The organism is Amycolatopsis cihanbeyliensis, assembly GCF_006715045.1.
In the GTDB taxonomy this organism is placed as follows: domain Bacteria; phylum Actinomycetota; class Actinomycetes; order Mycobacteriales; family Pseudonocardiaceae; genus Amycolatopsis; species Amycolatopsis cihanbeyliensis.
The window spans coordinates 4,961,026-4,984,828 of record NZ_VFML01000001.1; the positions used below are offsets into that span (position 1 = coordinate 4,961,026).

Genomic DNA, 23,803 nt, shown 5'->3' on the forward strand with positions numbered 1-23,803 from the left:
CAGGCTATGGATATTCGAACCGGTCTTCCCGTGGTCGGCATGGTCGGCGGCGGCCAGCTGGCCAGGATGACGCACCAGGCCGCGATCTCCCTCGGCCAGTCGCTCCGGGTGCTCGCCGCGGGCGAGAACGACTCGGCCGGGCTGGTCGCCGGCGAGGTGGTGCAGGGCCTGCACACCGACCTGGACGCGCTGCGTTCCTTCGCCCGCGGCGTCGACGTGCTCACCTTCGACCACGAGCACGTCCCCGGCGAGCACCTGCGCGCGCTGGCCGCCGAGGGGGTCGTGGTCCGGCCGGGTCCGGATGCCCTGCGGCATGCCCAGGACAAGCTGGTGATGCGGGAACGCCTCGCCGCGCTGGGTGTACCCGGGCCCGCGTTCGAGCCGGTGTCCGCCGTGGAGGACGCGCTGAAGTTCGGCGCGGAACAGGGCTGGCCGGTGGTGCTGAAGGCGGCCCGCGGCGGCTACGACGGGCGTGGCGTGTGGATGCTGGACTCCGAGCGGCAGGCAGGGGAGCTGATCCCGGAGCTGCTCGCCGCGGGGACACCGCTGCTGGTCGAGGCCAGGGTGGACATGCGGCGCGAGCTGGCCGCGCTGGTCGCCCGCTCACCGTTCGGGCAGGGCGCCGCCTGGCCGGTGGTGGAGACCGTGCAGTCCGGCGGGATCAACACCGAGGTGCTCGCCCCGGCCCCTGACCTGGACCCGGACGGGCAGCAGCGTGCCCAGGAACTGGCCCTGCGGGTCGCCGCCGAGCTCGAGGTGGTCGGCGTGCTCGCGGTGGAGCTGTTCGAGACGGCGGACGGCCTGCTGGTCAACGAGCTGGCGATGCGCCCGCACAACTCCGGGCACTGGACCATGGACGGGGCACGGACCTCGCAGTTCGAGCAGCATCTCCGGGCCGTGCTGGACTATCCCCTCGGCCTGACGGACCCGATCGCGCCCGCCTGCGTGATGGCCAACGTGCTCGGCGCGCCCACCGCGCCGGAGATGGGGCCGGACGAGCGGCTGCACCACCTGTTCGCCCGGTATCCGGAGGCGCGGGTGCATTCCTACGGGAAGGCGGAGCGGCCGGGGCGCAAACTGGGGCACGTGAACCTGGCGGGGGAGCGGATGCCGGAGCTGCGCGAGCGTGCCCGGCTGGCCGCGCACTGGTTGTCCCACGCGGAATGGCTGGACGGCTACCAGATCCACTAGGGATTACGGCGGAAGGTTGAGGATGACCGAGCAGGGCGCGCCGGTGGTCGGCGTGATCATGGGCAGCGACTCGGACTGGCCGGTGCTGGAGGCCGCGGGCAAGGCGCTGGAGGAGTTCGAGGTGCCGTACGAGGTCGGCGTCTACTCGGCACACCGCACCCCGCAGCGCATGCTCGACTACGCAGGCTCGGCCGCCGAGCGGGGGATCCGGGTGATCATCGCGGGCGCCGGCGGGGCCGCGCACCTGCCCGGGATGGTGGCCTCGGCCACGGTGCTGCCGGTGATCGGGGTGCCGGTGCCGCTGAAGTACCTGGACGGGCTGGACTCGTTGCTGTCCATCGTGCAGATGCCTGCCGGGGTGCCGGTGGCCACCGTGTCGGTCGGTGGGGCGCGCAACGCCGGCCTGCTCGCCGTGCGCATCCTCGCGGCCGCCGACGAGACCCTGCGCTCCCGGATGGCCGACTTCCAGTCCGATCTTGCCCGGCTGGTCCTGGACAAGGACACCGCCCTCCGCTCCCGCCTGGGGTGACCTCGCTTACGCCCACGGTCGGGTGATGCGGGGAAGAACACAGCGGGAATGGGAGGACGTCCGAGTAAACGACCGCTAACATCGGGGTCGGACATCCATGCGCGAGAAAGGTGACGCGGGTGACTGACGGCGCCGGGCTGTACCAGCTAGCCGAGGAGCACGAGGAGTTGCGCGCGGCCGTGCGCGCCCTCGCCGAGAAGGAGATCGCGCCCTACGCCGCCGAGGTGGACGAGCGGGAGCGTTACCCCACGGAGGCCCGCGAGGCGCTGGCGAAGTCCGGGTTCAACGCGGTGCACATCCCGGAGGAGTTCCAGGGCCAGGGTGCCGACGCGATCGCGGCCTGCATCGTGATCGAGGAGGTCGCCAGGGTGGACGCCTCGGCCTCGCTCATCCCCGCGGTGAACAAGCTCGGCACGCAGCCGATCCTGCTCTCCGCGTCCCCGGAGCTGAAGAAGCTGGTCCTGCCGTCGATCGCCGCGGGCGAGGCCTCCGCCTCGTACGCGCTTTCCGAGCGGGAGGCCGGATCGGACACCGCGTCCATGCGCACCCGCGCCCGGCTCGACGGTGACTCCTGGGTGCTCAACGGCACCAAGGCCTGGATCACCAACGCGGGTGAGTCGAGTTGGTACACCGTGATGGCGGTGACCGACCCGGAGGCGGAGAAGAAGGCGGGCGGCATCTCCGCGTTCGTGGTGCACGCCGAGGACCCCGGTTTCTCGGTCGGGCCGAAGGAGCGCAAGCTCGGCATCAAGGGCTCGCCGACCAGGGAGGTCCACTTCGAGGACTGCCGGATCCCCGCCGATCGCATCATCGGCGAGCCGGGAACCGGCCTGAAGACGGCACTGCGCACGCTGGAACACACCCGCCCGACGATCGGCGCCCAGGCGCTGGGCATTGCGCAGGGCGCACTGGACGCCAGTGTGGACTACGTCAAGGAGCGCAAGCAGTTCGGCAAGGCCATCGGCGAGTTCCAGGGCGTGCAGTTCATGCTCGCCGACATGGGCACCAAGATCGAGGCCGCCCGGCACCTGGTCTACGCCTCGGCCGCGGCCAGCGAGCGCGGGGACGAGCGCGCGTCCTTCATGGCCTCGGCGGCGAAGTCCTACGCCTCGGACATCGCCATGTCGGTGACCACCGACGCGGTGCAGTTGTTCGGCGGCGCCGGCTACACCCGCGACTTCCCGGTCGAGCGCATGATGCGAGACGCGAAGATCACTCAGATCTACGAGGGCACCAACCAGATCCAGCGCCTGGTGATGGCCCGCCAACTCCTGAAGTAACCGAGTTTGCCGCTCATGTAGGCGTGTTGGCCGCTCATGTACCCGAGTTGGCCGTTCCCGTACGCGCCAGGGTGGACCGGGCGCGCACCGCCGCACCGACCTCGGTGATCGCCGTGCGAACGGTGCGCCCGTAGTCGTCGGCGGGGAGCGCGTCCAGGAACTCCTCGGCCGCCGCGAGGTGCTTCCGGGCCGCCGCGAACGAGCCCAACCGCCGGTAGTTGTCCGCGATGTTCAGGTGCAGCGAGGGGTAGAACCCGCGTACCCGCAGGGAAGGGTGGTGCCGCTGGGCGCGGTCGTCCGCGAGACGATCGGCCGCGTCCAGGGCCCGGATGTCCCAGGCGAGGGCCTCGGCCGGGTCCTCATGCAGGTCGGCAAGGTAGTGCGCCAGGGTGCACAGGTGGAGTGGGTCACCGTGATGGGACACGGTTCGCCACAGTTCGAGCAACGCGTCCCTTGCGCCGCCGGGGTCGCCGGTGCGGCCCCGGGTGACGGCCTTGGCAATCGCCGCCATCGCCGGGTCTTCCGCCGTGGCCGAGTCGGTTGACGTCACGGAGGTCTCCTCTCCACCGGTGTGCTGGACGTGACCAGCGTGCGGTTTCGAGTGACTCGAAAGTCAACCTCCCCGTGGTCTTACCGGTCTTCCTTCTCCCGAGGCGAGCGCGGCCGGTAGTCCGTGGTATTCCAGTTGACGATCGCGGAGCCCACCTTGCCGCGCCCGCGGCGCTCCAGCCAGCCGGTCATCCGAATCCCGCGGGTGCCGCCCCGCTTGCGGTCACGCAGGTCGGTCACGATCGCGACCCCCATCAACAGCAGCACAACCGCGCCGACAGCGATCCAGATCCACATGATGCGCCTCCCCTTCGCTGCCCGCGGTGGCAGTCCTCACCCTACTTCCTGCCCTGGTGATTTGTCCCTATTCACGTCATCTTTAACCGGGGGAGACTACCTTCGACATTGTAGTTGAAAGCTCAATATATTTATCTTCGGGAGCTGGTACGGACATGTTCGCTCGACTGCAAGACGTCACGGCCCTGCTCGGCCGCCTCGCCGTCGCGACCGTCTTCCTCGCGCACGGTCTGGAGAAGTGGGACGCGGGGGTGAGCGAGACGGCCGCCGGCTTCGAGAGCATGGGTATCCCGCTGCCGACGGTGGCCGCCGCGTTCACGATCCTGGTGGAGGTCGTCGGCTCGATCGCGTTCATCATCGGGCTCGCCCTGCCCCTGGTCGGCCTCGGCTATGCGGTGGTCGGTCTCGGCGCGACGCTGGGCGTGCACCTGGAGGCCGGGCTCACCGGCCAGGGTGGCTACGAACTGGTGCTGGTGCTCGCGGGCGCCGGCCTCGCGCTCGGTTTCAACGGCGGCCGGATCTCCCTGGACCACCTGCTGTTCTGGAGCAAGCGCAAGCGCGAACGGGTGGGCGAATCCGAGGTGCAGCCTGCCTGATCCTCAGCCGAGCAGGTCGATCGTCGTACGCTCGGTGCTACGGCGATCGGCCAGCTTCGCCGGGTCGGCGCCGGTGACCTGCACCAGGTGCGCGCCCGCGGCGAGTGGCGCCAGCAAACCGTCCACTACGCCGCCCGGAAGCTGCCAATCTATAGTAGACAGTACCCGATCACCGTTGCCGATCCCCAGCTTGCCGGCACGCGACCGGGCTTCGGCGATCAACTCGTCCACAGTGGAATCGAGAAGTGCCGGTGCGTCTCCGGGAACGGGTAGTAACGGGGAGAACTCGTCGCCGGCGAGCCGCGACTCGGTCAGGTAGTCGTGGGCGCCCTCGGCCGGCGGCTCCGCAAGGCCGCGGCCGAGTGGGTCCAGCGCGACCACGGCCGTCTCCCGCGCCGCACTCGGCGCCGCGGCGGGCCCGACGAACGCCACGGCGGCCGCGGTGTCCTCGACTGTCACCCGTGCGCCGCACCACCATGCGCCGAGCAGCACCCCGGCGGTCTGCCAGTGCGCCGGCAACCGGACGGCCACCTCGTCTCCCTGCTCCACATCCAACTCCTCGACCAGCCAGTTGGCCGTCTTGGCCGCCCAGTTCGCCAGGGTGGCCACGGACAGCTCGACCCGGCTGCCCGCGGCGTCGTCGTAGTGGGTGATCACGGGGCGCGCCGCAGAGGAGGACAGCAGGGGGCGCAGCAGATGCTCGGTGAGGCTCACCCCACTCAAGATAGTGGTCGCTAGTTCACGCAGGGGACGCCGTCCACGGTGATCGGGTCGGTGGGTTGGCGCCCGCCCGGCGCACCGCCCCCGCCGGAGTCCTCCTGCGTGTCCGGCGTAGTGCCTGACGTGGGGCTCGGCGTGCTGGCCGGCGGGTTGTCCCTGCCGGCAAGCGAGCCGATGAACCGGCGAACCTCGGCCAGGTCCACCTCGATGATGCTCTGCCCGTCCTGGCTCCTGGCGCCGACCGCCACCACCGGAATGGTCCGGAACTCCATCTCCCCGGTGGCCACGTCCCGCACCTGCTCGGCGAAGGAGAGCAGGTCGAGATCCCTGTCCAGGACGAGCGAGCGGCGCAGGGCATCGGTGAGCCTGCCCAGCTTGTCGGTGTCGGTCAGCGTGCCCGCGGACAGCACCTTGTGCAGCGCCGAGGCCAGGAACGCCTGCTGCCGCTGGATCCGGTCCAGGTCGCCCCGCGGCAGGTTCTTGCGCTGCCGCACGAAGGCCAGCGCCTCGCCGCCGTCGACCACCTGCGGCCCTGCGCGGAAGCTGGCGCCGGAGTCCTTGTCCACCGTGGCGTGCTTCAGGCACACCTTGACCCCGCCGAGGGCCTCGGTCATCAGGTAGAAGCCGAGCAGGTTGACCTCGGCGTAGTGGTCGACCCGGATCTGGGTGAGGTCCTGCACGGTCTGCACCAGCGCCTTGCGCCCCGCCTGGTCCGACTCCCGCTCGATCTTCGCCCGGTCGGTTTCGCCCGCCGCCCGCAGCCGCTGCGCCGCCGCGCTCTTCGCGATCCCGTACGGCGCGTTGATCTTGCGGTTCCCGCCGTCGGGAACGGCGACCCAGCTGTCCCGCGGGATGGACACCGCGGCCGGTTTACCGCCGTTGCGCGGTATCCGCAGCAGGATCAGGGTGTCGGTGTTGATTCCGGCCTTGCCCTCGGTGCGCAGCGTGCGCAGCACGGCGGGCGGCAGGGGGTTGCCCTCCATATCGGTCCTGGCGTCGGTGCCGACGAGCAGGATGTCGTTGGCACCGTCGTCGGCGGGTGGCGAGCGCCGCTCATCCTGCTGGCCGAGCGCGTCGGTGGTGTTCACGTTGTCCCGCAGATCGTCCACCGTGGAGTAGGCGTACCCGGTGGCCGCCAGCGCGACCGCCGAGAGCAGGCCGAGCAGCGTGCGGCCGACGGCGCGCCGGCCGCGGCCCCCGCGGCGTGGCCGGGGAGGGGTACTCCGGGGATACGGGGTCGGCCTGGGTCGTTCGGCGACCGGTTCCTCGCCCTCCTCGTCAGCCGTATCGGCCGCACTGTCCGCTTCGGGCGATTGGTCCGATTCGGTGACGTCCTCGTCCAACTCCGTCGTCGTGCCCTCGGTGGCTGCCTTCTGCTCGTCCTCATCGTTCACGCCGGTCACCTCCCCTCCCCGCCGGGTCCCGGGCCGAAGTCGGCCTGCTCAAGGCTAGGCCACCGGGCGGCGGGCACGAGCGCAGCCTGCCTCACCCGATCAGTTCACGCAGGGGACGCCGTCGGCCGTGATCGGTTCCTCGGTGTGCTCGTCCGATGTGCCCTGCCGGGTCCGGTCGGTCCGGCCGGGCGCCTGGTGGCTCGCGTTGGACGGTTCTCCCGCGGAGGTGCCGGTGTAGTCCGACCCGAGCACCAGGTGCAGCCTGCCGCTGGGTATCTCGCCGTCCTGCTCCGTCTCGAAGTCCTGCCCCAGTGCCTCGCGAAGCGCGGCCACGTTGTCCTCCTCGCCGGGCGGGTGCCGCACGACGGTGTTCGAGACGGGTGTGGCCGTCGCCGAGCCGCTTCCCTGGAAACCCTTTTCCCGCAACAGTCCCCGTACCTGTGACCCGAGGGTCGCCTGGCCGGAACCGTTGTAGACGTCCACGGTGACCTCGGAAGGGTCGCTCGCTTCGACCGAACCGGTGGCCGGGGGTGTCGTGGAGGGCTCTTCGCCGACTATTTCGTCCATAAAGGACCGAACTTCGTCCACATCGACCTGGATGACGTCGGCGCCGCCGATCTCCGCGTTGCCGACGACCGGAATCGTGTGGAACTCGACGTTTCCGCCGCTGAGTCCGCGCATCTGCGCCGCGAACTCGAGCAGGTCCCAGCGCTCCGAGAGCACAACGGACTTCTTCACCGCGCCGACGAGATCACTGAGCTTCGACGGGTTCATCAGGACTTCGGTGGAGAGCACCTTGCGGGCCAGGCCGGAGAGGAAGGCCTGCTGCCGCGCGATCCGGTCCAGGTCGCTACGGGGCAGGCCGTAGCGTTGCCGGACGAAGGCCAGCGCCTGCACCCCCTCGATGGTTTGCTCGCCCGCGGGTAGGTCGATGCCGGAGCGGTACTCCTCGACCGGCTCCTTCAGGCACACCTTGATGCCGCCGAGGGCCTTGGTGATCTCGTAGAAGCTGGCCAGGTTCACCTCGGCGTACCTGTCGATCATGCCGGGCCGGCCGATCAACCGCTCGATCGTCTTGATCAGGTTCTTCCTGCCCGCGATCTTGGCCTTCTTGTCGATCTCCTCCAGGTCGGTCATTCCCTGCTGCTGCAAGGTCTGGTGGGTGTCGTTGTAGGCGTAGACGAACGCACCGTTGAGCTTGTGCTTGCCGTACCCGCCGGCCAGCCGTACCCAGGAGTCGCGGGGGAAGGACACGGCCACCGCGCGTTTCCCGTTCTGCGGGATGTGCACCAGGATCATCGTGTCGGTCTGCCGCTCGCCGTCGGCCTCGCCCGCGTGCAGCATGTCCAGCACCTCGCGGGGCAGCGGGTTGCCCTGCTGGTCGGTGCGGCTGTCCTGCCCGACCAGCAGGATGTCAATGGCTCCGTCCAGTGGCTTGACCGGCATCTCGTCGTCGAAGACGTTGGTCGTGGCCAGGCCCTCGTTGACATCCCCCACGAACTGCCAGCCGTACCAGGTGAGCCCGAGCACGATCAGCGAGACAAGGGAGATCAGGGTCTTTCCGCCACGCAGGGCCAGCACGACAACAGTGCTGCGGCCGCGCGCGCCGGCGCGGTCGACCGCTCGCCCCGGCCAGTCGGTCACGCACTCTCCTCCCAGCCGGCTACGCACCGCCTCCCGGGCAGCCGGCTCCCCAGACGATTCACCACATATGGCGCTCCACGATCCACATTACTGATTTCCGTGTGATGCGTCCGTACGTTTGCGCAAGATCGGCCTGATCATGTACCGGCGCCGCGGATAACCGACCTGACCGATCCTAAGCAGGCGCGTGGCACACTGCGCAGGTCGAGGCAGGTCGAGGCGGTTAGGCGAAAGGCAAGCAGATGCGGGTGCTGGTCACCGGAGGCGCTGGGTTCATCGGATCGCATTACGTACGGCAAGCACTATCCGGTGAGTATCCGGCACTCTCCGGAGCCGAAGTGGTGGTGCTGGACAAGCTCACCTACGCCGGAAACGAGGCGAATCTCGCCCCGGTCGCGAACAGCTCACGGTTACGTTTCGTCAAAGGGGACATCTGCGATGCCCAACTGGTGAGCGAGGTGATGACCGGCGTGGACCTGGTGGTGCATTTCGCCGCGGAGTCGCACGTCGATCGCTCCATCGCCGGTTCGGCCGACTTCGTGCTGACCAACGTCGTCGGTACGCAGACCCTGCTGCAGGCGGCCCTGCACGAGGGCGTCGGCAAGTTCGTGCACGTTTCCACCGACGAGGTGTACGGCTCGATCGAGCGGGGTTCCTGGCCGGAGGAGCATCCGCTGGAGCCGAACTCGCCGTACTCCGCTTCCAAGGCCTCCTCCGACCTGCTGGTCCGGTCCTTCTACCGCACGCACGGCCTGCCGGTCTGCGTGACGCGGTGCTCGAACAACTACGGCCCGTACCAGTTCCCGGAGAAGGTGATCCCGCTCTTCGTGACCAACCTGCTGGACGGTGCGCAGGTACCGCTCTACGGGGACGGGATGAACGTGCGTGACTGGCTGCACGTGGATGACCACTGCTACGGCATTCAACTGGTGGCGGACAAGGGGCGCCCCGGGGAGGTCTACAACATCGGGGGCGGCATTGAGCTGACCAACCGGGAGCTGACCGAACGCCTGCTCGGCGCGCTCGACGTGGGCTGGGAGATGGTGCGGCCGGTGCAGGACCGCAAGGGCCACGACCGGCGTTACTCGGTGGACATCACCAAGATCGGTGCTGAGTTAGGCTACCGGCCGCGGATCCCCTTCGACACCGGCCTGGCGGACACGGTGCGCTGGTACGCGGAGAACCGCGCGTGGTGGGAGCCGCTGAAAGGTCGTGCGGCGCTGACGGAGAGGTGATCGAGGTGGGCGGACTCAGCCTGCTGGTACCCGGCGGGAGCGGTCAGCTCGGCAGGGAGCTCGCCGCACTGGCGGGGGAGTCCGAGTTCGAGGTGCGCGCGCCCGGCTCGGCCGAGCTGGATGTGACCGAGACCGGCGCGGTGGTGGAAGCCGTCGCCGAGCTGGCCGCCCGTGCCGCGGAGTCCGGCCGGTCGCCGGTGGTGGTCAACGCCGCCGCCTACACCGCGGTGGACGCCGCGGAATCCGATGAGGAGCGGGCCTTCGCGGTGAACGCGGACGGCCCGCGGGTGCTGGCGGCCGTCTGCTCGTCCCGCCGGCTGCCGCTGGTGCATGTGTCCACCGACTACGTGTTCAGCGGGGACGGTGACCGTCCCTACCTTCCGGAGGACGCGCTGGGCCCGCGTAGCGCGTACGGGCGGACCAAGGCGGCCGGTGAGGACGCCGTGCTCGGTTCCGGCGCGCGGGCGTGGATCGTGCGGTCCGGCTGGGTATACGGGGCGCACGGGCGCAACTTCGTCAAGACCATTGTTGGCCTCGAGGGCGAGCGGGATGAACTATCCGTTGTGGACGATCAGATAGGTGGTCCTACGTGGACGGCCGATCTGGCGGCGGGGCTGGTCGAACTGGCCGGGATGATCGCCGGTGGTCGCGGCCCCGAGCGGCGGATCCTGCACTGCACCGGCGCGGGTCAAGCGAGCTGGTTCGACCTCGCGCGGGCGGTCTTCACCGAACTCGGGGCCGATCCGGAGCGGGTGAAGCCGTGCGGCACCGAGGAGTTCCCGCGCCCTGCCCCGCGCCCCGGGTACTCGGTGCTGTCCGCGGAACCCTGGCGGGAGGCCGGGCTGACCCCGCTCCGGTCCTGGCGGGAGGCGCTGACCGCCTTCTTCGCCAAGCACGCCGATCAGCTTCGCGCCACGGTGTAGCGCGCCGGGGCGAACTCGTCCCGCGCGATCGCCCGAACCCTGCTGCGCAGGTACAGCGGCCCGTTGATGCGCAAGTGTCTCGGCAGCAACGGGGTGATCGCACGGGACGCCGCGCGCAGCGCGCGCAACTGGCGGTCCTGCCAGCGGGTCCAGCGCAGGCCGAGCCGCCGGCGGAGGGAGTCCGGCAGCAGACCGATGGTGCACAGGGTCAGCACATGCGCCGCGGGTAGGGTGACCAGCCGCCACACCGGTTCGGTCCAGCGGGGCAGCAGGGGAGGGCGCGCCGGCCTGCGCAGGCTGGCCAGCACCACATCCGCGGTCTCGGTGTGTGCCAACCGGTTCGCGACCATCTCGTCGAAGTAGACCTCGAACTCCGCCCAGGTGGCCGGCAGGTCCCCGGCCCGGATACCGAGCAACCGGCCGAGCCCGAGCCATTCGGCATAGAGCCGTTCGGTCTCCTCCTCGCTCATCGGTCGGCCGAAGTGCTTGTGCAGCATGACGATCGCCTGCACCAGGGTGGCCTGTACCCAGGCGTAGGCTCCCGGTTCCAGCGCGTGGTACCGGCTGCCGTCCGGGTTCACTCCCTTGATCCGCTTGTGCATCTCCCGCAGCTTGCGGGTCACCTCGATGGCGTCCTGCCCGGAGTAGACGGTCAGCATCACGTAGTCGAGAGTGCGGAAAAGGCGCTGCCACGGTTCCTGCCGGAAGTTGGAGTGATCCCGCACGCCGGAGCCGATCGTGGGGTGAGTCACCTGCAGGAGCAGGGCGTATCCCGCACCGAGGAACCCCCGGACGTCACTCGCCCGCTGCCAGGAAACCGAGTCCGGGCCGAGTGTCAGTTTCGCCGCTTCTTCCTCGGTGACCTGGACGGAGCTCATCGCGGCCTCCTTATGGACAACGATGGTAGTCCATTGGACGGTAGACATGGACAACAGCCGATGTCAATATTGGTGAGGTGCGTACCTCTCCCACCCGCAACTGGCGCGGAGTCAGTGCCGAGGATCGCCGGTCCGGGCGCCGTGCCCGGCTGGTCGAGGCCGGCCTCGAGGTGATCGGTACGCAGGGCTGGGCCGCGGCGACCGTGCGTTCGGTGTGCCGGGAGGCCGGGCTCACCGAGCGCTACTTCTACGAGAGCTTCGCCGACCGGGACGCGCTGCTGGTCGCGGTGTACGAGCAGGTGCTGACCGAGGGCATCGAGTCGGTGCTGCGCGCCGTGGCCGAGGCACCGAGGGACTTCCGGCAGACCGTGCGGGCGGCGATCACCGCGGGCGTCGACCTGGTCACCGGCGACCGGCGCAAGGGCCGCGTCCTGGTGCTGGAGGCCACGAGCAACGAATCGCTGCAACGGCGCCGCCAGGAGGGCATGCGGGCGCAGGCCACCCTGGTTTCCGAGCTGGCGCGGGACTTTCTCGGTGAGCGGGCACCGGATCCCGCGGACGCGGAGATCACCTCGCTGGCGATGGTCGGCACGCTGGCCGAGGTCGGCGGCGCCTACCTCGAGGGAAGGCTCCAGGTGTCGCGGCAGCGGCTGATCGACCACCTTTCCGGGATCGTGGTCGCGGCCGCCACGGTCAGCTCGGCCCAGCCGTGAGCCCCGGCCCGACTTTCGTCGGTTGCCCTGTGGTCTAGACCACTCTAGCGTCGAGGGTCTCGACATCGACGTTGGGCGGTGAGTTTCGGCATGAGCAGAATCGGGACCCGGATCGCATCCGTACTCGGCGGTTTCGCGCTCGCGGTCGCGCTGGCGCCGGCCGGGCAGGCGCAGGCGGTACATGTGGAACCGGCGGGGCAGTCGGCACCGTATGTCGACATCACCATGCCGGAGCCCTCCCTTGCCGAGATCGCGCGGGAGACCGGGCACAAGACGTTCACGCTCGCCTTCGCGCTCGGCGACCACTCCGGCTGCAACCCCTCGTGGGGTGGCACGATCCCGCTGGACGACGAGCGGATCCTGAACGACATCCGCGAACTGCGGGCCATGGGCGGCGAGGTGATCGTGGCGACCGGCGGCGCCGTCGGGCCGTACCTGGAGCACACCTGCCGCTCGGCGGACGCGCTCACCGCCGCGTACCGGACCATCCTGGACACGGTGGGCACCAACCACCTCGACGTGGACGTCGAGGCCGCCATCCCGCACGACATGGTGAACACCGCGCTGGCGGGGTTGCAGGCTGAGCGGGGTACCAGTGTCAGCTACACCCTGCGGGTGCAGGGCGACGACTACGGCCTCGACCCGTACTCGGTTTCGGTGCTGCGCAGCGCCGCCACACACGGGGTGGACGTGCTGGTCAACCCGATGACGATGGAGTTCGGCACCTCCCGGTCGAACTGGGGTGACGCGGTGATCGCCGCCGCGGAGAGCGTGCTCGGCCAGATGCGGGGCATCTGGCCGGACCGTGCCGATGCCGAGCTCAAGCGCGGGCTCGGGGTCACGCCGATGATCGGGCGCAACTTCAACGGCAAGATCTTCCGGCAGGCGGACGCGAACAAGCTGGTGGACTGGGCCCGGGCGAACCAGATCGGCCTGCTCGCCTTCTGGTCGGTGGGTCGGGACAACGGTTCGTGCCCCGGCGGCGGCGTCTCCCCGACCTGCAGCAGCATCGCCCAGTCGGAGTACGAGTTCACCAACATCTTCAGCCGCTTCCCGGCCCGCAGCTCTTATTGACTGTACGCGAACAGCAAACTCACCCGCGTGAGCGGCAAACACGCCGGGGCTCGGCGTGTTTGCCGTCTGCGTAGGCGTGTTTGCTTCCCACGCGCACGCGTTGGCTGTTTGCGGACGGCCAACTAGCGGCCTGCGGCGGTGCGATAGGCGCCGACGGTGAGTTCGGCGCAGCGTCGCCAGGTGAAACCGGCGGCGTGCGCGCGGCGCTTGGCCGAGGCGGAGGCGAGGTGTACCTCGCCGACGGCGGCGCGCAGGGCCTCGGCCAGCGCGCCCTCCTCGCCGTACGGCACCAGGGTGGCGTGGCCGTCGGCGACCTCGCGCAGGGCCGGGATGTCCGAGCACACCACCGGCACGTCGCAGGCCATGGCCTCCAGCACCGGGAGCCCGAACCCCTCGTCCCTGGACGGCAGCACCAGCGCGGCCGCGCCCGCGACCACCCCGCGCAGGTCCACTTCGGACAGGTAACCCAGGTGCAGCGTGCGGTCCGACGGCTGGTGCGGCCCGGGGCCCGCGAACACCAGCGGTGGCAGGTCCGGTGCGGCGGCGTGGGCGCGGCGCAGCCAGTCCAGCCCCTTGCGCGGCCCCGCGGCGCCGACGAACAGCAGGTACCGGGCGGGCAGGCCGATCCGCTCGCGCAGGTCCTCGCCGGGCGGGCGTCCGGTGAACCAGGCCGGGTCCACCCCGAGTGGGGTGACCACGATCTTCTCCCGGTCCACGTCCAGGCGATCGGCCACCGCGTCGGCCACGGCCGCGGTGGGGGTGCAGATCGCCTTCGCCCGCGCCGCGCCCTTGCGCACCAGGGCGGGCACCTCCCGGTCGCTCGGCGCCAGCTCCTGCGGGGCATCCAGGAAGGCGAGGTCGTGGATGGTCAGCACCCCTGCGGCGCGCAGGCTCGGTGGCAGCACGAAGTTCGTTCCGTGTACGACATCGCTGCGCCCGGCGAACAGCTCCACCGGCGGGAAGTTCGAGCGCAGCCACGCCCTGCGCAGCGCCCGCGCGGCCACCGGCATCCCGCGGGCGCGCATCCCGTGCGGCAGCACCGAACGCAGCCGGCGCCAGCCGCGCAGGGTGAACGCGACGGCCCGAGTGTCCACACCGGACAACGAGGCGAGCTCCTCGGACAGCGAGGCCGTGTACCGGCCGACCCCGGTCCGGTCACCGAGTAGCGGAGTGCCGTCCAGCAGCACCCGGAGCGGGCGGTCAGCCAGATCAGTCAGGTCAGCCGGGTCAGCGGGGTCAGCGGGGTCAGCCATTGCCGGTTCGCCGCCCGCCGAGCCTGCTCCTGGCAAGCCGCAGGGCCCGGCCGCCGACTCGCCGGACCAGCTCCCGTGGACCGCCCTCGGCAAGGTACTCCCGCACCAGCGCCACGTCCCTGCGCAGCAGTTCCTTGCCACGCGCGGGGTCCGTGGTCGCCAGGTGCTCCGCCCCCGGCAGCCGGTCGGCGGCGGGGCGCGGGTCCCGGCAGAACTCCACCAGCGGATCCAGCACCCGCGGCCAGGTGAACCGCTCGGCGACCAGCCGGATGCGCTCCACGCACGCGGCCGCGAACTCGGTGTCGTAGAGCGACTTCTCCAGCGCCTCGGCCAGCGCGTCGACGTCCTCGGCCGGTACCACCACCCCCAGCCGTTCGGTGCGCACCAGGTCGGCCATGGCGTCCCCGTCGGTGGTGACGATCGGCAGCCCGGCCCACAGGTAGTCCAGCACCCTGGTGCGGAACGCGAAGGTGGTCTCCACGTGCTCGAAATGCGTGGTCACCCCGCAGTCGGCGTCCAGAAGCCAGTTCTGCCGCTCCTCGTAGGGCACCCAGTGCTCGTTGAAGAACACGTGCTTGCCGGTCAGCCCGAGCGAGTCGGCCAGCCGCGCGGTCTGCGCGCCGATGCTCATCTCGGTGACCTCCGGATTGGGATGCCGCATCCCGAGGAACACCAGCCGGACGTCCCCGCGGCGCTCGCGCAGCCGGTCGATCGCGCGCACCAGGGTCAGCGGGTCGAACCAGCTGTACACCCCGCCCGCCCAGAGCACGACGTGATCGGTCTCGGAGATGTTCAGCGTGGCGCGCAGCCCGGGCCCCGTGCGTTGCGGCGCACGCTCGGGCAGCCCGAAGGGCACCACCGCGAGCAGGGACTGCGTGGTGGGGTCGGCGTCGTACAGCCGGGGGGACAGCCTGCCGAGCGCGGCGAGGTGGCCGAGCCAGAAATGCCGCTGCCGCTCCGAGGCGCACAGGAAGAAGTCCCCGCGTTCCAACTGCGCGTCCAGCACCCTGGTGACGCCGGCCAGGTCCGCGGCCCGCCGGTCGTCGGCCGCGTCCTTGCCCTGCTCGAGCAGCTCCAGGTGCATCGGGTCGTACAGGTCGCAGACCACGAGCTTGTGCCGGTGCTGCTTGTTCAGCGCGGGCGCCATCTCCAGCACGTGGCCCTGCAGGATGACGATCTCGGCCCACTCGATCGGCTCGGCGAGGTCGCGCCTGCGCGCGGCGGAGACCTGGAACGGTGCGGGCGGCGGATCGGCCACCGGGTTGACGGTGACCAGCCGGACCTCGTGTTCGGCCGCCAGCACCGAGGCGATGTTCCAGGCCCGGATGGCCGGGCCCGCCATCCGCTCGGTCAGCGAGTCGCCGGTGAGCACCAGCACCCTGCGCCGCCTGCCGAAGGCGTCCTCGATGCCGAACGCCTCGGTCAGCACGTCATGCGCCGCGAGGTAGCGGGGCAGCGGATAGGCGGGCTCGAGCGCCTTGCGCAGCAACGGGATCAGGTCGGCGTCGGTACGCACCCGCGCCGCCTGCTCCACCGCGCGGGACTCGGCCAGCGCGGGCAACAGCTCGACGAACTGGTCCATCGCCAGCAGCCCGGCGAGCGTGCCGCGCGGCACCGGGACCGGGTCGGTCTCGATCGGACCGACGCCGCGCTGCAGGTCCAGCCGGGTCGGGTCCAGCTCGCCCCGGGCGGTGGCCCGGCGCGCGGTGAGCGCCAGCGCGGCGGGCAGCGCGCTGGCCAGCGTCTCGGCGGAGAGGTTCTTGTACATGGCGGCCAGCGCGTTGCGCTCCAGCAGGAAGGTCTCCCGCCCGGTGTCCGGCGCGTCCAGTTCGGCCATCGTGGCGTGGTGCCGGTGGTAGGCGATCGAGGTGGGCACGTACCGCACCCGCCAGCCGCGCAGGTTGAGCCGCCAGCCCAGGTCCACGTCCTCGTAGAACATGAAGAAGCGCTCGTCGAACCCGCCGAGCTCGGCGAACACCCCGGCCCGCACGAACAGCGCCGAGCCGGTGCCGAACAGCACGTCCTTGGCCGCGTCGTGCTCGGCGGCGGGCAGGTCGGCCAGCCGGGTACCGGCGTGCCGCTTGTAGCCCATACCGAACCAGGTCAGGCCGGCGTCCACGAAGTCCGCGGACTCGCCCTCCCAGTCCAGCACCTTGCTGGCCACCGCGGCGACACCCGGTTCGGCGCGCAGCACCGACACGGCGGCGCGGGCCCAGGCGCGATGCGGCCGGGCGTCGTTGTTCAGGAACGCCAGCACGGTGCCCCGCGCGTGCCGGGCGCCCAGGTTGCAGCCGCCTGCGAAACCCCGGTTCTCGCTCGACTCCACGATCCGCACCCCGGGCACGGCCTCCCGGATCCGCCGCACGTCGTCCCCGCCGGAGGCGTTGTCCACGCAGACGAGGTCCAGCCGCGGGTAGTCCAGCTCGGTGGTCAGGGCGTGCAGGCAGGTGATGGTGTCGTCGGCGCCGCGGTAGTTCACCACGATCACCGAGACGACCGGCTGGTTCGGATCCCCCTTGGCCACCGCGCAACTCCTTAACATTCGCGCCGGTGCGCCAGCTTAACGGCCGGCCCATTCCCGCCAGACCTCGCCTCGGTCCAGCACGGCGCGGGCGCCGATCGCCCGCCGGGCCAGCAGGGTCGCGGGCAGCCGGGCGAGCACCTCCGCCAGCACCCGGCAGCGCAGCCCGGCCCGGAAGTTGGCCGCGGCCGGCCGGTCCCCGCGCAGCGGCAGCACCGCGGTGAGCGCGGTGAACCGGGTGAGCTGGGTCAGTGCCACCCGCGCCGGGGCGCAGCGCAGCAGCGTGAGCAACCGGTTGCGCTCGTTCCACCGGTGGAAGGACGGCGAACCGGGCCGGGTGCTGGCACCGTGCCGGTGCCGCGCCACCGCCCGCTCCCGTACCCCGATTCGCCACCCGGCCAGCCGCAGCCGCCAGGCCGTGTCGGTGTCCTCGTAGTAGCAGAAGAAGCTCGCCGGGACGCCGCCGGCGGCGCGCAGGGCCGCGGTGCGCAGCAGTACCGCCCCGCCGCAGAAGCCGAACGCCTGCCCGCCGGCGGCGGTGCGGTCGGCGCCGTGCCCGTCCGCGGTGAGCCGCACGCCCACCGACTGCGGGCTTCCGCCGGCGCGCTCCAGCCGGCAACCCACCGCGGCGAGGTCGGGCTCGGCCAGCAGCGCGTCCTCCAGCAGCCCGAGCCAGTCCGGCCGCGGGGCGGCGTCGTCGTTCAGCCAGGCCACCAGTGGCGTGTCCACAGCGGACAACCCGGCCGCGATCCCGCCCGCGTACCCGGCGTTACGGGGCAGCCGGAGCACCTCGGGGGCCGAGGGATGCGCGGCGAGCAGCTCGGCGGTGCCGTCGTCGGACGCGTTGTCGACCACCAGGATCCGATGTGGACGATCCTGCGTCGCCAGCGCGTCCAGGCACTCGCCGAGGTGACCTACGCCACGCCAGGTGACGACGAGGACCGTCGTGGTGGCGGGTGCGGGCACGCCGAGCAGAATAGTGCCCGTGCCCGAGTTGGTCGTGATCGCCGAGCAGTTACTCGCGCCGGTTCCCGGTGGTACCGGCCGCTACACCGGCGAGCTGTTGCGCGCGCTCGCCGAGACCACCCCGGACGGCTGGCGGCTGACCAGCGTGGTCGCCAGGCATGCCGAGGTGGGCCCGGCCCGGCGGGCGGGCGTGCGGGGGCCCCGGGTGTTGCCGCTGCCGCCACGCGCGCTGGTCGCCGCCTGGCAGGCCGGGCTGCCGCTGTGGCCGGGCGGGGACGCGGTGCACGCTCCGACCCCGCTGGCGCCGCCGCGCTCGGGCCGCCGGACTCTCTCGGTGACCGTGCACGACACCGTCCCGTGGACGCATCCGGAGACGCTCACCCGCCGCGGGGTCTCCTGGCACCGGTCGATGATCACCAGGGCCACCCGCAGGGCGGACGCGGTGGTCGTGCCCACCGAGGCGGTCGCCGCGGGCCTGGCCGCGTACGCCCCGGGCCCGGCGCCGGTGCGGGTGGTCGGGCACGGGGTCGCCCCGGTGCTGACCGGGGCCGAGGCCGCCGACCTCGACCTGCCGCGGCGCTACGTGCTCGCCGTCGGCACGCTGGAGCCACGCAAAGGGATCGACGTGCTGATCCAGGCGGTGGCCGGGCTCGACTCGGTCCCGCTGGTGCTGGTCGGGCAGCCGGGCTGGGGCGGACTCGATCCGCGGGCACTGGCCGAGGAGCACGGCCTGCCGGAGCACCGGCTGCGGGTGCTGGGCAGGCTGTCCGACGCCGAGCTGGCGCAGGCGCTGCGGCGGGCGAGCGTGCTCGCCGCGCCGAGCCTCGCCGAGGGGTTCGGCCTGCCGGTGCTGGAGGCGATGGCCTGCGGGGTGCCGGTGGTGCACTCGGACGTCGCGGCGCTGGTGGAGGTCGCCGGTGCGGCCGGGATCACGGTGCCGAGGGCGGACCCGGCCGCGCTCACCGGCGCCCTGCGTTCGGTGCTCGAGGAACCGGGGCTCGCCCCGCGGCTGGGTGCGGCCGGGCGAGCCCGGGCCGAGCGTTTCTCCTGGCAGCGGGCCGCCGAGGCGATCTGGAGCATCCATCAGGACCGGTGAGAAAACCCAGTTTTCCGGTTCCGGAACAACGCCGAGCCGATCAGTCGTACCCTGCTCGCGTGGCAGCCGAACCACGAGTGTTGATCGACGCGACAGCCGTGCCCGCGGACCGGGGCGGCGTCGGTCGCTACGTCGACTCACTCGTCGCCGCCCTTGACCAGGACGGCGCGCGGCTGACGGTCGCCTGCCAGCCGAGGGACGCCGGGCTCTACACCGAGCTCGCCCCGCGGTCCAGGGTGGTCGGTGCGCCGGAGGCGACCGCGACCAGGACGGCCCGGCTGACCTGGGAGCAGACCAGCCTGCCGATGCTGGTGCGCAGGCTGAACGTGGACGTGGTGCACTCCCCGCACTACACGATGCCGCTGGCCAGCCCGGCCGCTTCGGTGGTCACCCTGCACGACGCGACCTTCTTCACCGACGCCGTGCTGCACGCCGGGGTGAAGGCGCGTTTCTTCCGCGCCTGGACGGTGGCCGCGTTGCGCAGGGCCTCGGTGTGCGTGGTCCCGAGCGTGGCGACGGCGAGCGAGCTGGCCAGGCTGGTCCCCGCGGGGGAGAGCCGGATGGAGATCATCCAGCACGGGGTCGAGGAGGCACGGTTCCACCCGCCCTCCCCGGAGGAGGTGCGCGCGGCCCGGGATGCCGTCGGCCTCGGCGACACCCCCTACGTGGCGTTCCTCGGCGCGCTCGAACCACGCAAGAACGTACCCGCGCTGATCCGCGGCTTCGCGCACGCGGTGGCGGGCAGGCCGAATCCGCCCGCGCTGGTGCTGGCCGGGCAGCCCGGCTGGGACAGCCAGGTGGAGAAGGCCCTCGACGCCGTGCCGCACCGGCTGCGGGTGATCCGGGCTGGCTACCTGCCGTTCGACACCCTCGCCGGGTTCCTCGGCGGGGCGGAGCTGGTGGCGTACCCCAGCCTCGGCGAGGGGTTCGGGCTGCCGGTGCTGGAGGCGATGGCCTGCGGTGCCTGCGTGCTCACCACCCGCAGGCTGTCCCTGCCCGAGGTCGGCGGGGACGCGGTGGCCTACTGCGGGGTCGGCGCGGGGGACGTGGCGGTGGCCATGGCCGAGCTGCTGGACGACGCCCCGCGGCGGGCCGCGCTGGCCGCGGCGGCGCAGCGCAGGGCCAAGGAGTTCTCCTGGGCGACCACCGCCGAGCGGCACCGGGAGGCCTACGCCATGGCCGCGGCGGGCCACCGGCGTCGCCGCGGGTAACGGGTGCAGAATGTCCGGGTGACCGAGAGCAACAGGGCGTACGGCGACGAGCTTGCCGTGGTGGTCGTGACCTACTTCCCCGGCGAGACCCTCGAGCGTTTCCTGGACACGCTGGAGAAGGCCACCACTCGCCGGGTGCGGGTGGTGCTCGCCGACAACTCCTCGACCGATGGCGCCCCGGAGCGGGCCGCCGAACGGGAGAACGTGCGGTTGCTGCCGATGGGGGGCAACCTCGGCTACGGCACCGCGGCCAACCGCGGGGTGGCCGCACTCGGCCCGGAGTTCGGCTGGGTGGTGGTGGCCAACGCCGATCTGGAGTGGGAGCAGGGTGCACTGGACGCCCTGCTGGAGGTGGCGGACCGCCGGCCGCGGGGCGGTGCGTTCGGGCCGCTGATCCGGGAGCCGGACGGCACCGTCTACCCCTCCGCGCGGTTGCTGCCCGCGCTGGGGCGCGGGGTGGGGCATGCGGTGTTCGGCAAGGTGTGGAAGGGCAACCCGTGGACCCGCGCCTACCGGCAGGAGCGCGGGGAACCCACCGAGCGGGTGGCGGGCTGGCTATCCGGTTCCTGCCAGCTGCTGCGGCGGGAGGCGTTCGCGGCGGTCGGCGGGTTCGACGAGCGCTACTTCATGTACTTCGAGGACGTGGACCTCGGGGATCGGTTGGGGCAGGCGGGCTGGCGCAACGTCTACGCTCCCTCGGCGGCCGTGATGCACATCGGCGGGCATGCCACGGCGCGGGCCCCCGCGAAGATGCTGGCCGTGCACCACGACAGCGCGTACCGCTACCTCGCCGACCGGCACCGGGGCCTCGCCTGGAAGCCCGTGCTGGCCGCGATCCGCGCCGGCCTGACGCTGCGCCTGAAGCTCTCCACCCTGCGCCGCTAGCCTGTGTTGAAGTAAGGCGCGCTGGCCTTCGGCCGAGAGCGCGCCCCCGCATCACCTTGTGCAGGCACCTTCCTGAACAGCTCCTGGCCCGCGGCTACAGCCCTTCCAGGCGGCGGGAGAGCGCGGACTGGCCGCGCTGGGTCCTGGTGGTGGGGATGAGGCCGTCGTGCTCCTGCTCCGCGGGCTCCTGCTGCCGCGGCTGGACCGCTTCCTCGGCGGGTTCGGCGGTGGGTTCGGCGGCCCGCCGGGTGAGCGGGGTGGTGGGTTGGCTGCCGACCGGGTCCAGGCTGCTGGTCGGTTCCTCCCGTGCCAGGTAGTCGTTCTCCTCGATCACCGAGGCGGGCAGCTTGGTGGTGGTGTCCGGATCCTGGCTCCGGTCGATGTCCCGGACGAAGGAGCCGGGAATCTGCTGGGTGTTCGAGGCGTCCATGGGCGACGTCATGTTGTCCGGCGTGACGACACCGTTCCGCGCTCGTGCGCGGGAAAGCAAGGCGTCCGCTCGATCGCGGGGGTCCATGCCCTCGCCTCCTGTTACCTCACCCGAGGCCCTCTCCGATCAGGGCCGTCGCCATGCTGTCTAGGGTATGCCCTCCAGGCGGTCGTCGTCAGCGTTTCCCACGGTCTGTCGCTGAGTGATCGCGTGGTAGGACCGCACCGGATGGAGGGAATGCAGATGACGTCCACGCTCGGGGTCGATGCCGTCGTTCTCGTCGGCGGCAAGGGGACCCGGTTGCGCCCGCTCACGCTGTCCGCGCCCAAACCCATGCTGCCCACCGCCGGTGTGCCGTTCCTGAGCCATCTGCTCTCCCGGATCAGGGCGGCCGGGATCACCCATGTGGTACTCGGCACCTCCTACCGGGCGGAGGTGTTCGAGGAGTACTTCGGCGACGGCGCCGCGCTCGGGCTGGAGATCGAGTACGTGGTGGAGCGGGAACCGCTGGACACCGGCGGCGCGATCCGCAACGTCCTCGGTCACCTGCGCGCCGAGCACGCGGTGATCTTCAACGGCGACATCCTCTCCGGCGCCGACCTGCCCGCACTGGTGGCGACCCACCGCGACGCGGGGGCGGATGTCACGTTGCATCTGCAGCGGGTGGCCGACCCCGGCCGGTTCGGCTCGGTGCCGACCGATGCCGACGGCCGGGTCACGGCCTTCCTCGAGAAGACCCCGAACCCGCCGACCGACCAGATCAACGCGGGCTGCTACGTGTTCCGTCGCTCGGTCGTCGAGTCCATCCCGGCGGGCAGGCGGGTCTCGGTCGAACGGGAAACCTTCCCCATGCTGCTGGAATCCGGCGCACATGTGCATGGGTTCGTGGACTCCTCGTACTGGCTGGACGTGGGCACCCCGGACACGTTCGTGCGCGGCTCGGCCGACCTGGTTCGCGGGCTCGCCCCGACCTCGGCGCTGCCCGGCCCGGTCGGGGAGTCCCTGCTGCTGGAAGGCGCCTCCGTGTCGGCGGAGGCCATCGTGGACGGTGGTGCCACCCTCGGCAGGGACACGGTGGTCGGCGCGGGGGCACGGGTCAGCGGCGCGGTGCTGTTCGACGGCGCCACGGTCGGCGCGGGGGCGGACGTGCGGGACTCGGTGCTCGGCGCGGGGGCCAGTGTCGGCGAGGGCACCGTGCTGCGCGGCGTGGTGCTCGGCGACCGGGCTTCGGTCGGCGCGGGCTGCGAACTGCTGGACGGCGCGCGGGTGTGGCCGGAGGTCACCCTGCCCGAAGGCGCGCTGCGCTTCTCCAGCGACGCGTGAAGAACGTGCCCGAGCGAACCTGGCGCCCGCCGTTCCCGCTCGACCTCGCGGCGGTACTGGCGCCCCTGCAGCGCGGGCGCGGCGATCCCTGCCTGCGCAGGGACGAGGGCGGCGTGGCCTGGCTGACCGGCAACACCCCGGACGGCGCGGGAACGCTGGCCGTGCACCGGCGTGCGGGCGGGGAGGTGCGGGCCACCGCGTGGGGGCGGGGCGCGGACTTCCTGCTGGAGTGGCTGCCCGCCCTGCTCGGCGCCGCGGACGACGACTCCGGCTTCGTCGCGCACCACGAGGCGGTGGCCAGGGCCCGGCACGGGGCGCCCGGCCTGCGGCTGGGTGCGACCGGGCGGGTCTGGGACGTGCTGGTTCCCGCGGTGCTGGAGCAGAAGGTCACCGGCTACGAGGCTCGCCGCTCCTGGCGGGAGCTGTGCCGCCGGTTCGGCGAACCGGCGCCGGGACCGGCGCCGGACGGTATGCGGGTACCGCCGACGCCGGTGGCAGTTCGGTCCATTGTGGATTGGAAATGGCACAAGGCCGGGGTGGACCTGACCCGCCGCCGTACCCTGATCGCCGCCGCGCGGGTGGCGCACCGGCTGGAGCGGGCGGCCGTGCTCGGTGGTGCGGACGGCCGCCTGCTGCTGCGCAACGTGCCCGGTGTCGGGCCGTGGACCGCCGCCGAGGTCGCTCAGCGCGCCTGGGGTGACCCGGACGCGGTGAGCGTCGGCGACTTCCACGTCCCGGCCGTGGTCGGCCACGCCCTGCTCGGCAGGGAGCTTGACGACGCGGGCATGCTCGCCGAGCTGGCCCCGTACACGCCGCAGCGGCAGCGCGCGGTGCGCTACCTCGAGGCCGCGGGCTTCTCCCGGCCGAGGTCCGGCCCACGGCAGGCGGTGCGGGACTACCGCGCGATGTGAGCCGCTAGTACGGCGGTCGTCGGATGCCCTCGTGCCCGGCGGGTGGGTACTGGTACGCGGGATTCTCGGTCGGGAACGGGGCCGGTTTCGGCCGGCTGACCCGGACCAGCAACACGATGACGGTGATGGCCGCGGCGATCCCGATGATGGTGACGAGTAGTTCGAGAATGCTGAGAGTAGCCAT

General features: G+C 71.7%; 24 protein-coding genes. 13 read left to right on the plus strand and 11 right to left on the minus strand.

The window, feature by feature from the left end:
* The first annotated feature begins 6 nt into the window (after positions 1-6).
* The 3 genes from FB471_RS22695 (at position 7) to FB471_RS22705 (ending at position 3,000) form a co-directional block, all read left to right on the plus strand.
* Positions 7-1,191 (plus strand): 5-(carboxyamino)imidazole ribonucleotide synthase, encoded by a 1,185-nt coding sequence (locus tag FB471_RS22695; RefSeq protein WP_142000416.1) that lies wholly within the window; start codon positions 7-9, stop codon positions 1,189-1,191.
* Between the two features lie 22 nt (positions 1,192-1,213).
* Positions 1,214-1,720 carry a 5-(carboxyamino)imidazole ribonucleotide mutase gene (gene purE / locus FB471_RS22700; RefSeq protein ID WP_142000417.1) on the plus strand — a complete coding sequence of 169 codons (507 nt, stop codon included), beginning with the start codon at positions 1,214-1,216 and terminating at the stop codon, positions 1,718-1,720.
* A gap of 110 nt (positions 1,721-1,830) precedes the next feature.
* A complete protein-coding gene (locus tag FB471_RS22705; RefSeq protein ID WP_211358102.1) occupies positions 1,831-3,000 on the plus strand; it encodes an acyl-CoA dehydrogenase family protein in 1,170 nt (389 codons plus the stop codon).
* 34 nt (positions 3,001-3,034) lie between these two features.
* Here FB471_RS22705 and FB471_RS22710 read toward each other — a convergent pair whose 3' ends face one another.
* Together FB471_RS22710 and FB471_RS22715 are read right to left on the minus strand one after the other, a co-directional pair.
* On the minus strand, positions 3,035-3,550 hold the full coding sequence (locus tag FB471_RS22710) for a hypothetical protein (protein ID WP_246076525.1): 516 nt from the start codon (positions 3,548-3,550) through the stop codon (positions 3,035-3,037).
* 80 nt (positions 3,551-3,630) lie between these two features.
* Positions 3,631-3,846, minus strand: coding sequence for a hypothetical protein (locus tag FB471_RS22715; RefSeq protein WP_142000419.1), 216 nt, complete (start codon positions 3,844-3,846; stop codon positions 3,631-3,633).
* Positions 3,847-4,001: 155 nt separating this feature from the next.
* Here FB471_RS22715 and FB471_RS22720 point away from each other — a divergent pair, with 155 nt between their 5' ends.
* A complete protein-coding gene (locus FB471_RS22720) occupies positions 4,002-4,442 on the plus strand; it encodes a DoxX family protein (protein WP_142000420.1) in 441 nt (146 codons plus the stop codon).
* Between the two features lie 3 nt (positions 4,443-4,445).
* On the opposite strand, the gene FB471_RS22725 is transcribed toward FB471_RS22720, so the two are convergent.
* The 3 genes from FB471_RS22725 to FB471_RS22735 all read right to left on the minus strand — a co-directional run bounded on the left by FB471_RS22725 (position 4,446) and on the right by FB471_RS22735 (position 8,200).
* The gene (locus tag FB471_RS22725) at positions 4,446-5,156 is read right to left on the minus strand and encodes a TIGR03089 family protein (RefSeq protein WP_142000421.1); all 711 of its coding nucleotides are present in this window, start codon (positions 5,154-5,156) and stop codon (positions 4,446-4,448) included.
* Positions 5,157-5,176: 20 nt separating this feature from the next.
* On the minus strand, positions 5,177-6,556 hold the full coding sequence (locus FB471_RS22730; RefSeq protein WP_142000422.1) for an LCP family protein: 1,380 nt from the start codon (positions 6,554-6,556) through the stop codon (positions 5,177-5,179).
* Between the two features lie 99 nt (positions 6,557-6,655).
* Positions 6,656-8,200 carry an LCP family protein gene (locus FB471_RS22735; protein ID WP_142000423.1) on the minus strand — a complete coding sequence of 515 codons (1,545 nt, stop codon included), beginning with the start codon at positions 8,198-8,200 and terminating at the stop codon, positions 6,656-6,658.
* Positions 8,201-8,442: 242 nt separating this feature from the next.
* Between FB471_RS22735 and rfbB the strand changes: the two genes are divergently transcribed.
* Together rfbB and rfbD are read left to right on the plus strand one after the other, a co-directional pair.
* Positions 8,443-9,435 (plus strand): dTDP-glucose 4,6-dehydratase, encoded by a 993-nt coding sequence (gene rfbB / locus FB471_RS22740; protein ID WP_142000424.1) that lies wholly within the window; start codon positions 8,443-8,445, stop codon positions 9,433-9,435.
* 5 nt (positions 9,436-9,440) lie between these two features.
* On the plus strand, positions 9,441-10,358 hold the full coding sequence (rfbD, locus tag FB471_RS22745; RefSeq protein ID WP_142000425.1) for a dTDP-4-dehydrorhamnose reductase: 918 nt from the start codon (positions 9,441-9,443) through the stop codon (positions 10,356-10,358).
* On the opposite strand, the gene FB471_RS22750 is transcribed toward rfbD, so the two are convergent.
* Positions 10,337-11,236 (minus strand): oxygenase MpaB family protein, encoded by a 900-nt coding sequence (locus tag FB471_RS22750; RefSeq protein WP_170220898.1) that lies wholly within the window; start codon positions 11,234-11,236, stop codon positions 10,337-10,339. The two genes, rfbD and FB471_RS22750, sit on opposite strands and share 22 nt — an antisense overlap.
* 77 nt (positions 11,237-11,313) lie before the next feature.
* Here FB471_RS22750 and FB471_RS22755 point away from each other — a divergent pair, with 77 nt between their 5' ends.
* Positions 11,314-11,949: a TetR/AcrR family transcriptional regulator gene (locus tag FB471_RS22755; protein WP_170220899.1), complete on the plus strand. Its 636-nt coding sequence runs from the start codon at positions 11,314-11,316 to the stop codon at positions 11,947-11,949.
* A gap of 90 nt (positions 11,950-12,039) precedes the next feature.
* Entirely contained in the window at positions 12,040-13,023 is a 984-nt protein-coding gene (locus tag FB471_RS22760; protein WP_142000428.1) for a chitinase, read from the plus strand.
* Between the two features lie 122 nt (positions 13,024-13,145).
* Here FB471_RS22760 and FB471_RS22765 read toward each other — a convergent pair whose 3' ends face one another.
* From FB471_RS22765 to FB471_RS22775, 3 genes are read right to left on the minus strand one after another with little or no spacing between them, the layout of a single operon-like run.
* Entirely contained in the window at positions 13,146-14,276 is a 1,131-nt protein-coding gene (locus tag FB471_RS22765; RefSeq protein ID WP_142000429.1) for a glycosyltransferase family 4 protein, read from the minus strand.
* Positions 14,269-16,800 (minus strand): glycosyltransferase, encoded by a 2,532-nt coding sequence (locus tag FB471_RS22770; protein WP_142000430.1) that lies wholly within the window; start codon positions 16,798-16,800, stop codon positions 14,269-14,271. Before FB471_RS22770 ends, FB471_RS22765 begins: the two co-directional genes overlap by 8 nt.
* A gap of 36 nt (positions 16,801-16,836) precedes the next feature.
* Positions 16,837-17,763, minus strand: coding sequence for a glycosyltransferase family 2 protein (locus FB471_RS22775; RefSeq protein WP_246076526.1), 927 nt, complete (start codon positions 17,761-17,763; stop codon positions 16,837-16,839).
* 19 nt (positions 17,764-17,782) lie between these two features.
* Here FB471_RS22775 and FB471_RS22780 point away from each other — a divergent pair, with 19 nt between their 5' ends.
* The 3 genes from FB471_RS22780 (at position 17,783) to FB471_RS22790 (ending at position 20,955) form a co-directional block, all read left to right on the plus strand.
* Positions 17,783-18,859, plus strand: a complete 1,077-nt coding sequence (locus FB471_RS22780; RefSeq protein ID WP_142000432.1) for a glycosyltransferase family 4 protein — start codon at positions 17,783-17,785, stop codon at positions 18,857-18,859.
* A gap of 77 nt (positions 18,860-18,936) precedes the next feature.
* Positions 18,937-20,070, plus strand: coding sequence for a glycosyltransferase family 4 protein (locus FB471_RS22785; RefSeq protein WP_142002311.1), 1,134 nt, complete (start codon positions 18,937-18,939; stop codon positions 20,068-20,070).
* A 3-nt stretch (positions 20,071-20,073) separates the two neighbouring features.
* Positions 20,074-20,955: a glycosyltransferase family 2 protein gene (locus FB471_RS22790; RefSeq protein WP_425457080.1), complete on the plus strand. Its 882-nt coding sequence runs from the start codon at positions 20,074-20,076 to the stop codon at positions 20,953-20,955.
* Positions 20,956-21,049: 94 nt separating this feature from the next.
* Here the strand turns inward: FB471_RS22790 and FB471_RS22795 are convergent, their stop codons facing one another.
* Positions 21,050-21,472, minus strand: coding sequence for a hypothetical protein (locus FB471_RS22795; protein ID WP_142000434.1), 423 nt, complete (start codon positions 21,470-21,472; stop codon positions 21,050-21,052).
* A gap of 156 nt (positions 21,473-21,628) precedes the next feature.
* Between FB471_RS22795 and manB the strand changes: the two genes are divergently transcribed.
* On the plus strand, positions 21,629-22,708 hold the full coding sequence (gene manB / locus FB471_RS22800) for a mannose-1-phosphate guanylyltransferase (RefSeq protein WP_142000435.1): 1,080 nt from the start codon (positions 21,629-21,631) through the stop codon (positions 22,706-22,708).
* Positions 22,709-22,713: 5 nt separating this feature from the next.
* Positions 22,714-23,619: a DNA-3-methyladenine glycosylase family protein gene (locus FB471_RS22805; protein WP_142002313.1), complete on the plus strand. Its 906-nt coding sequence runs from the start codon at positions 22,714-22,716 to the stop codon at positions 23,617-23,619.
* A gap of 4 nt (positions 23,620-23,623) precedes the next feature.
* Here the strand turns inward: FB471_RS22805 and FB471_RS22810 are convergent, their stop codons facing one another.
* On the minus strand, positions 23,624-23,803 hold the full coding sequence (locus FB471_RS22810) for a hypothetical protein (protein ID WP_142000436.1): 180 nt from the start codon (positions 23,801-23,803) through the stop codon (positions 23,624-23,626).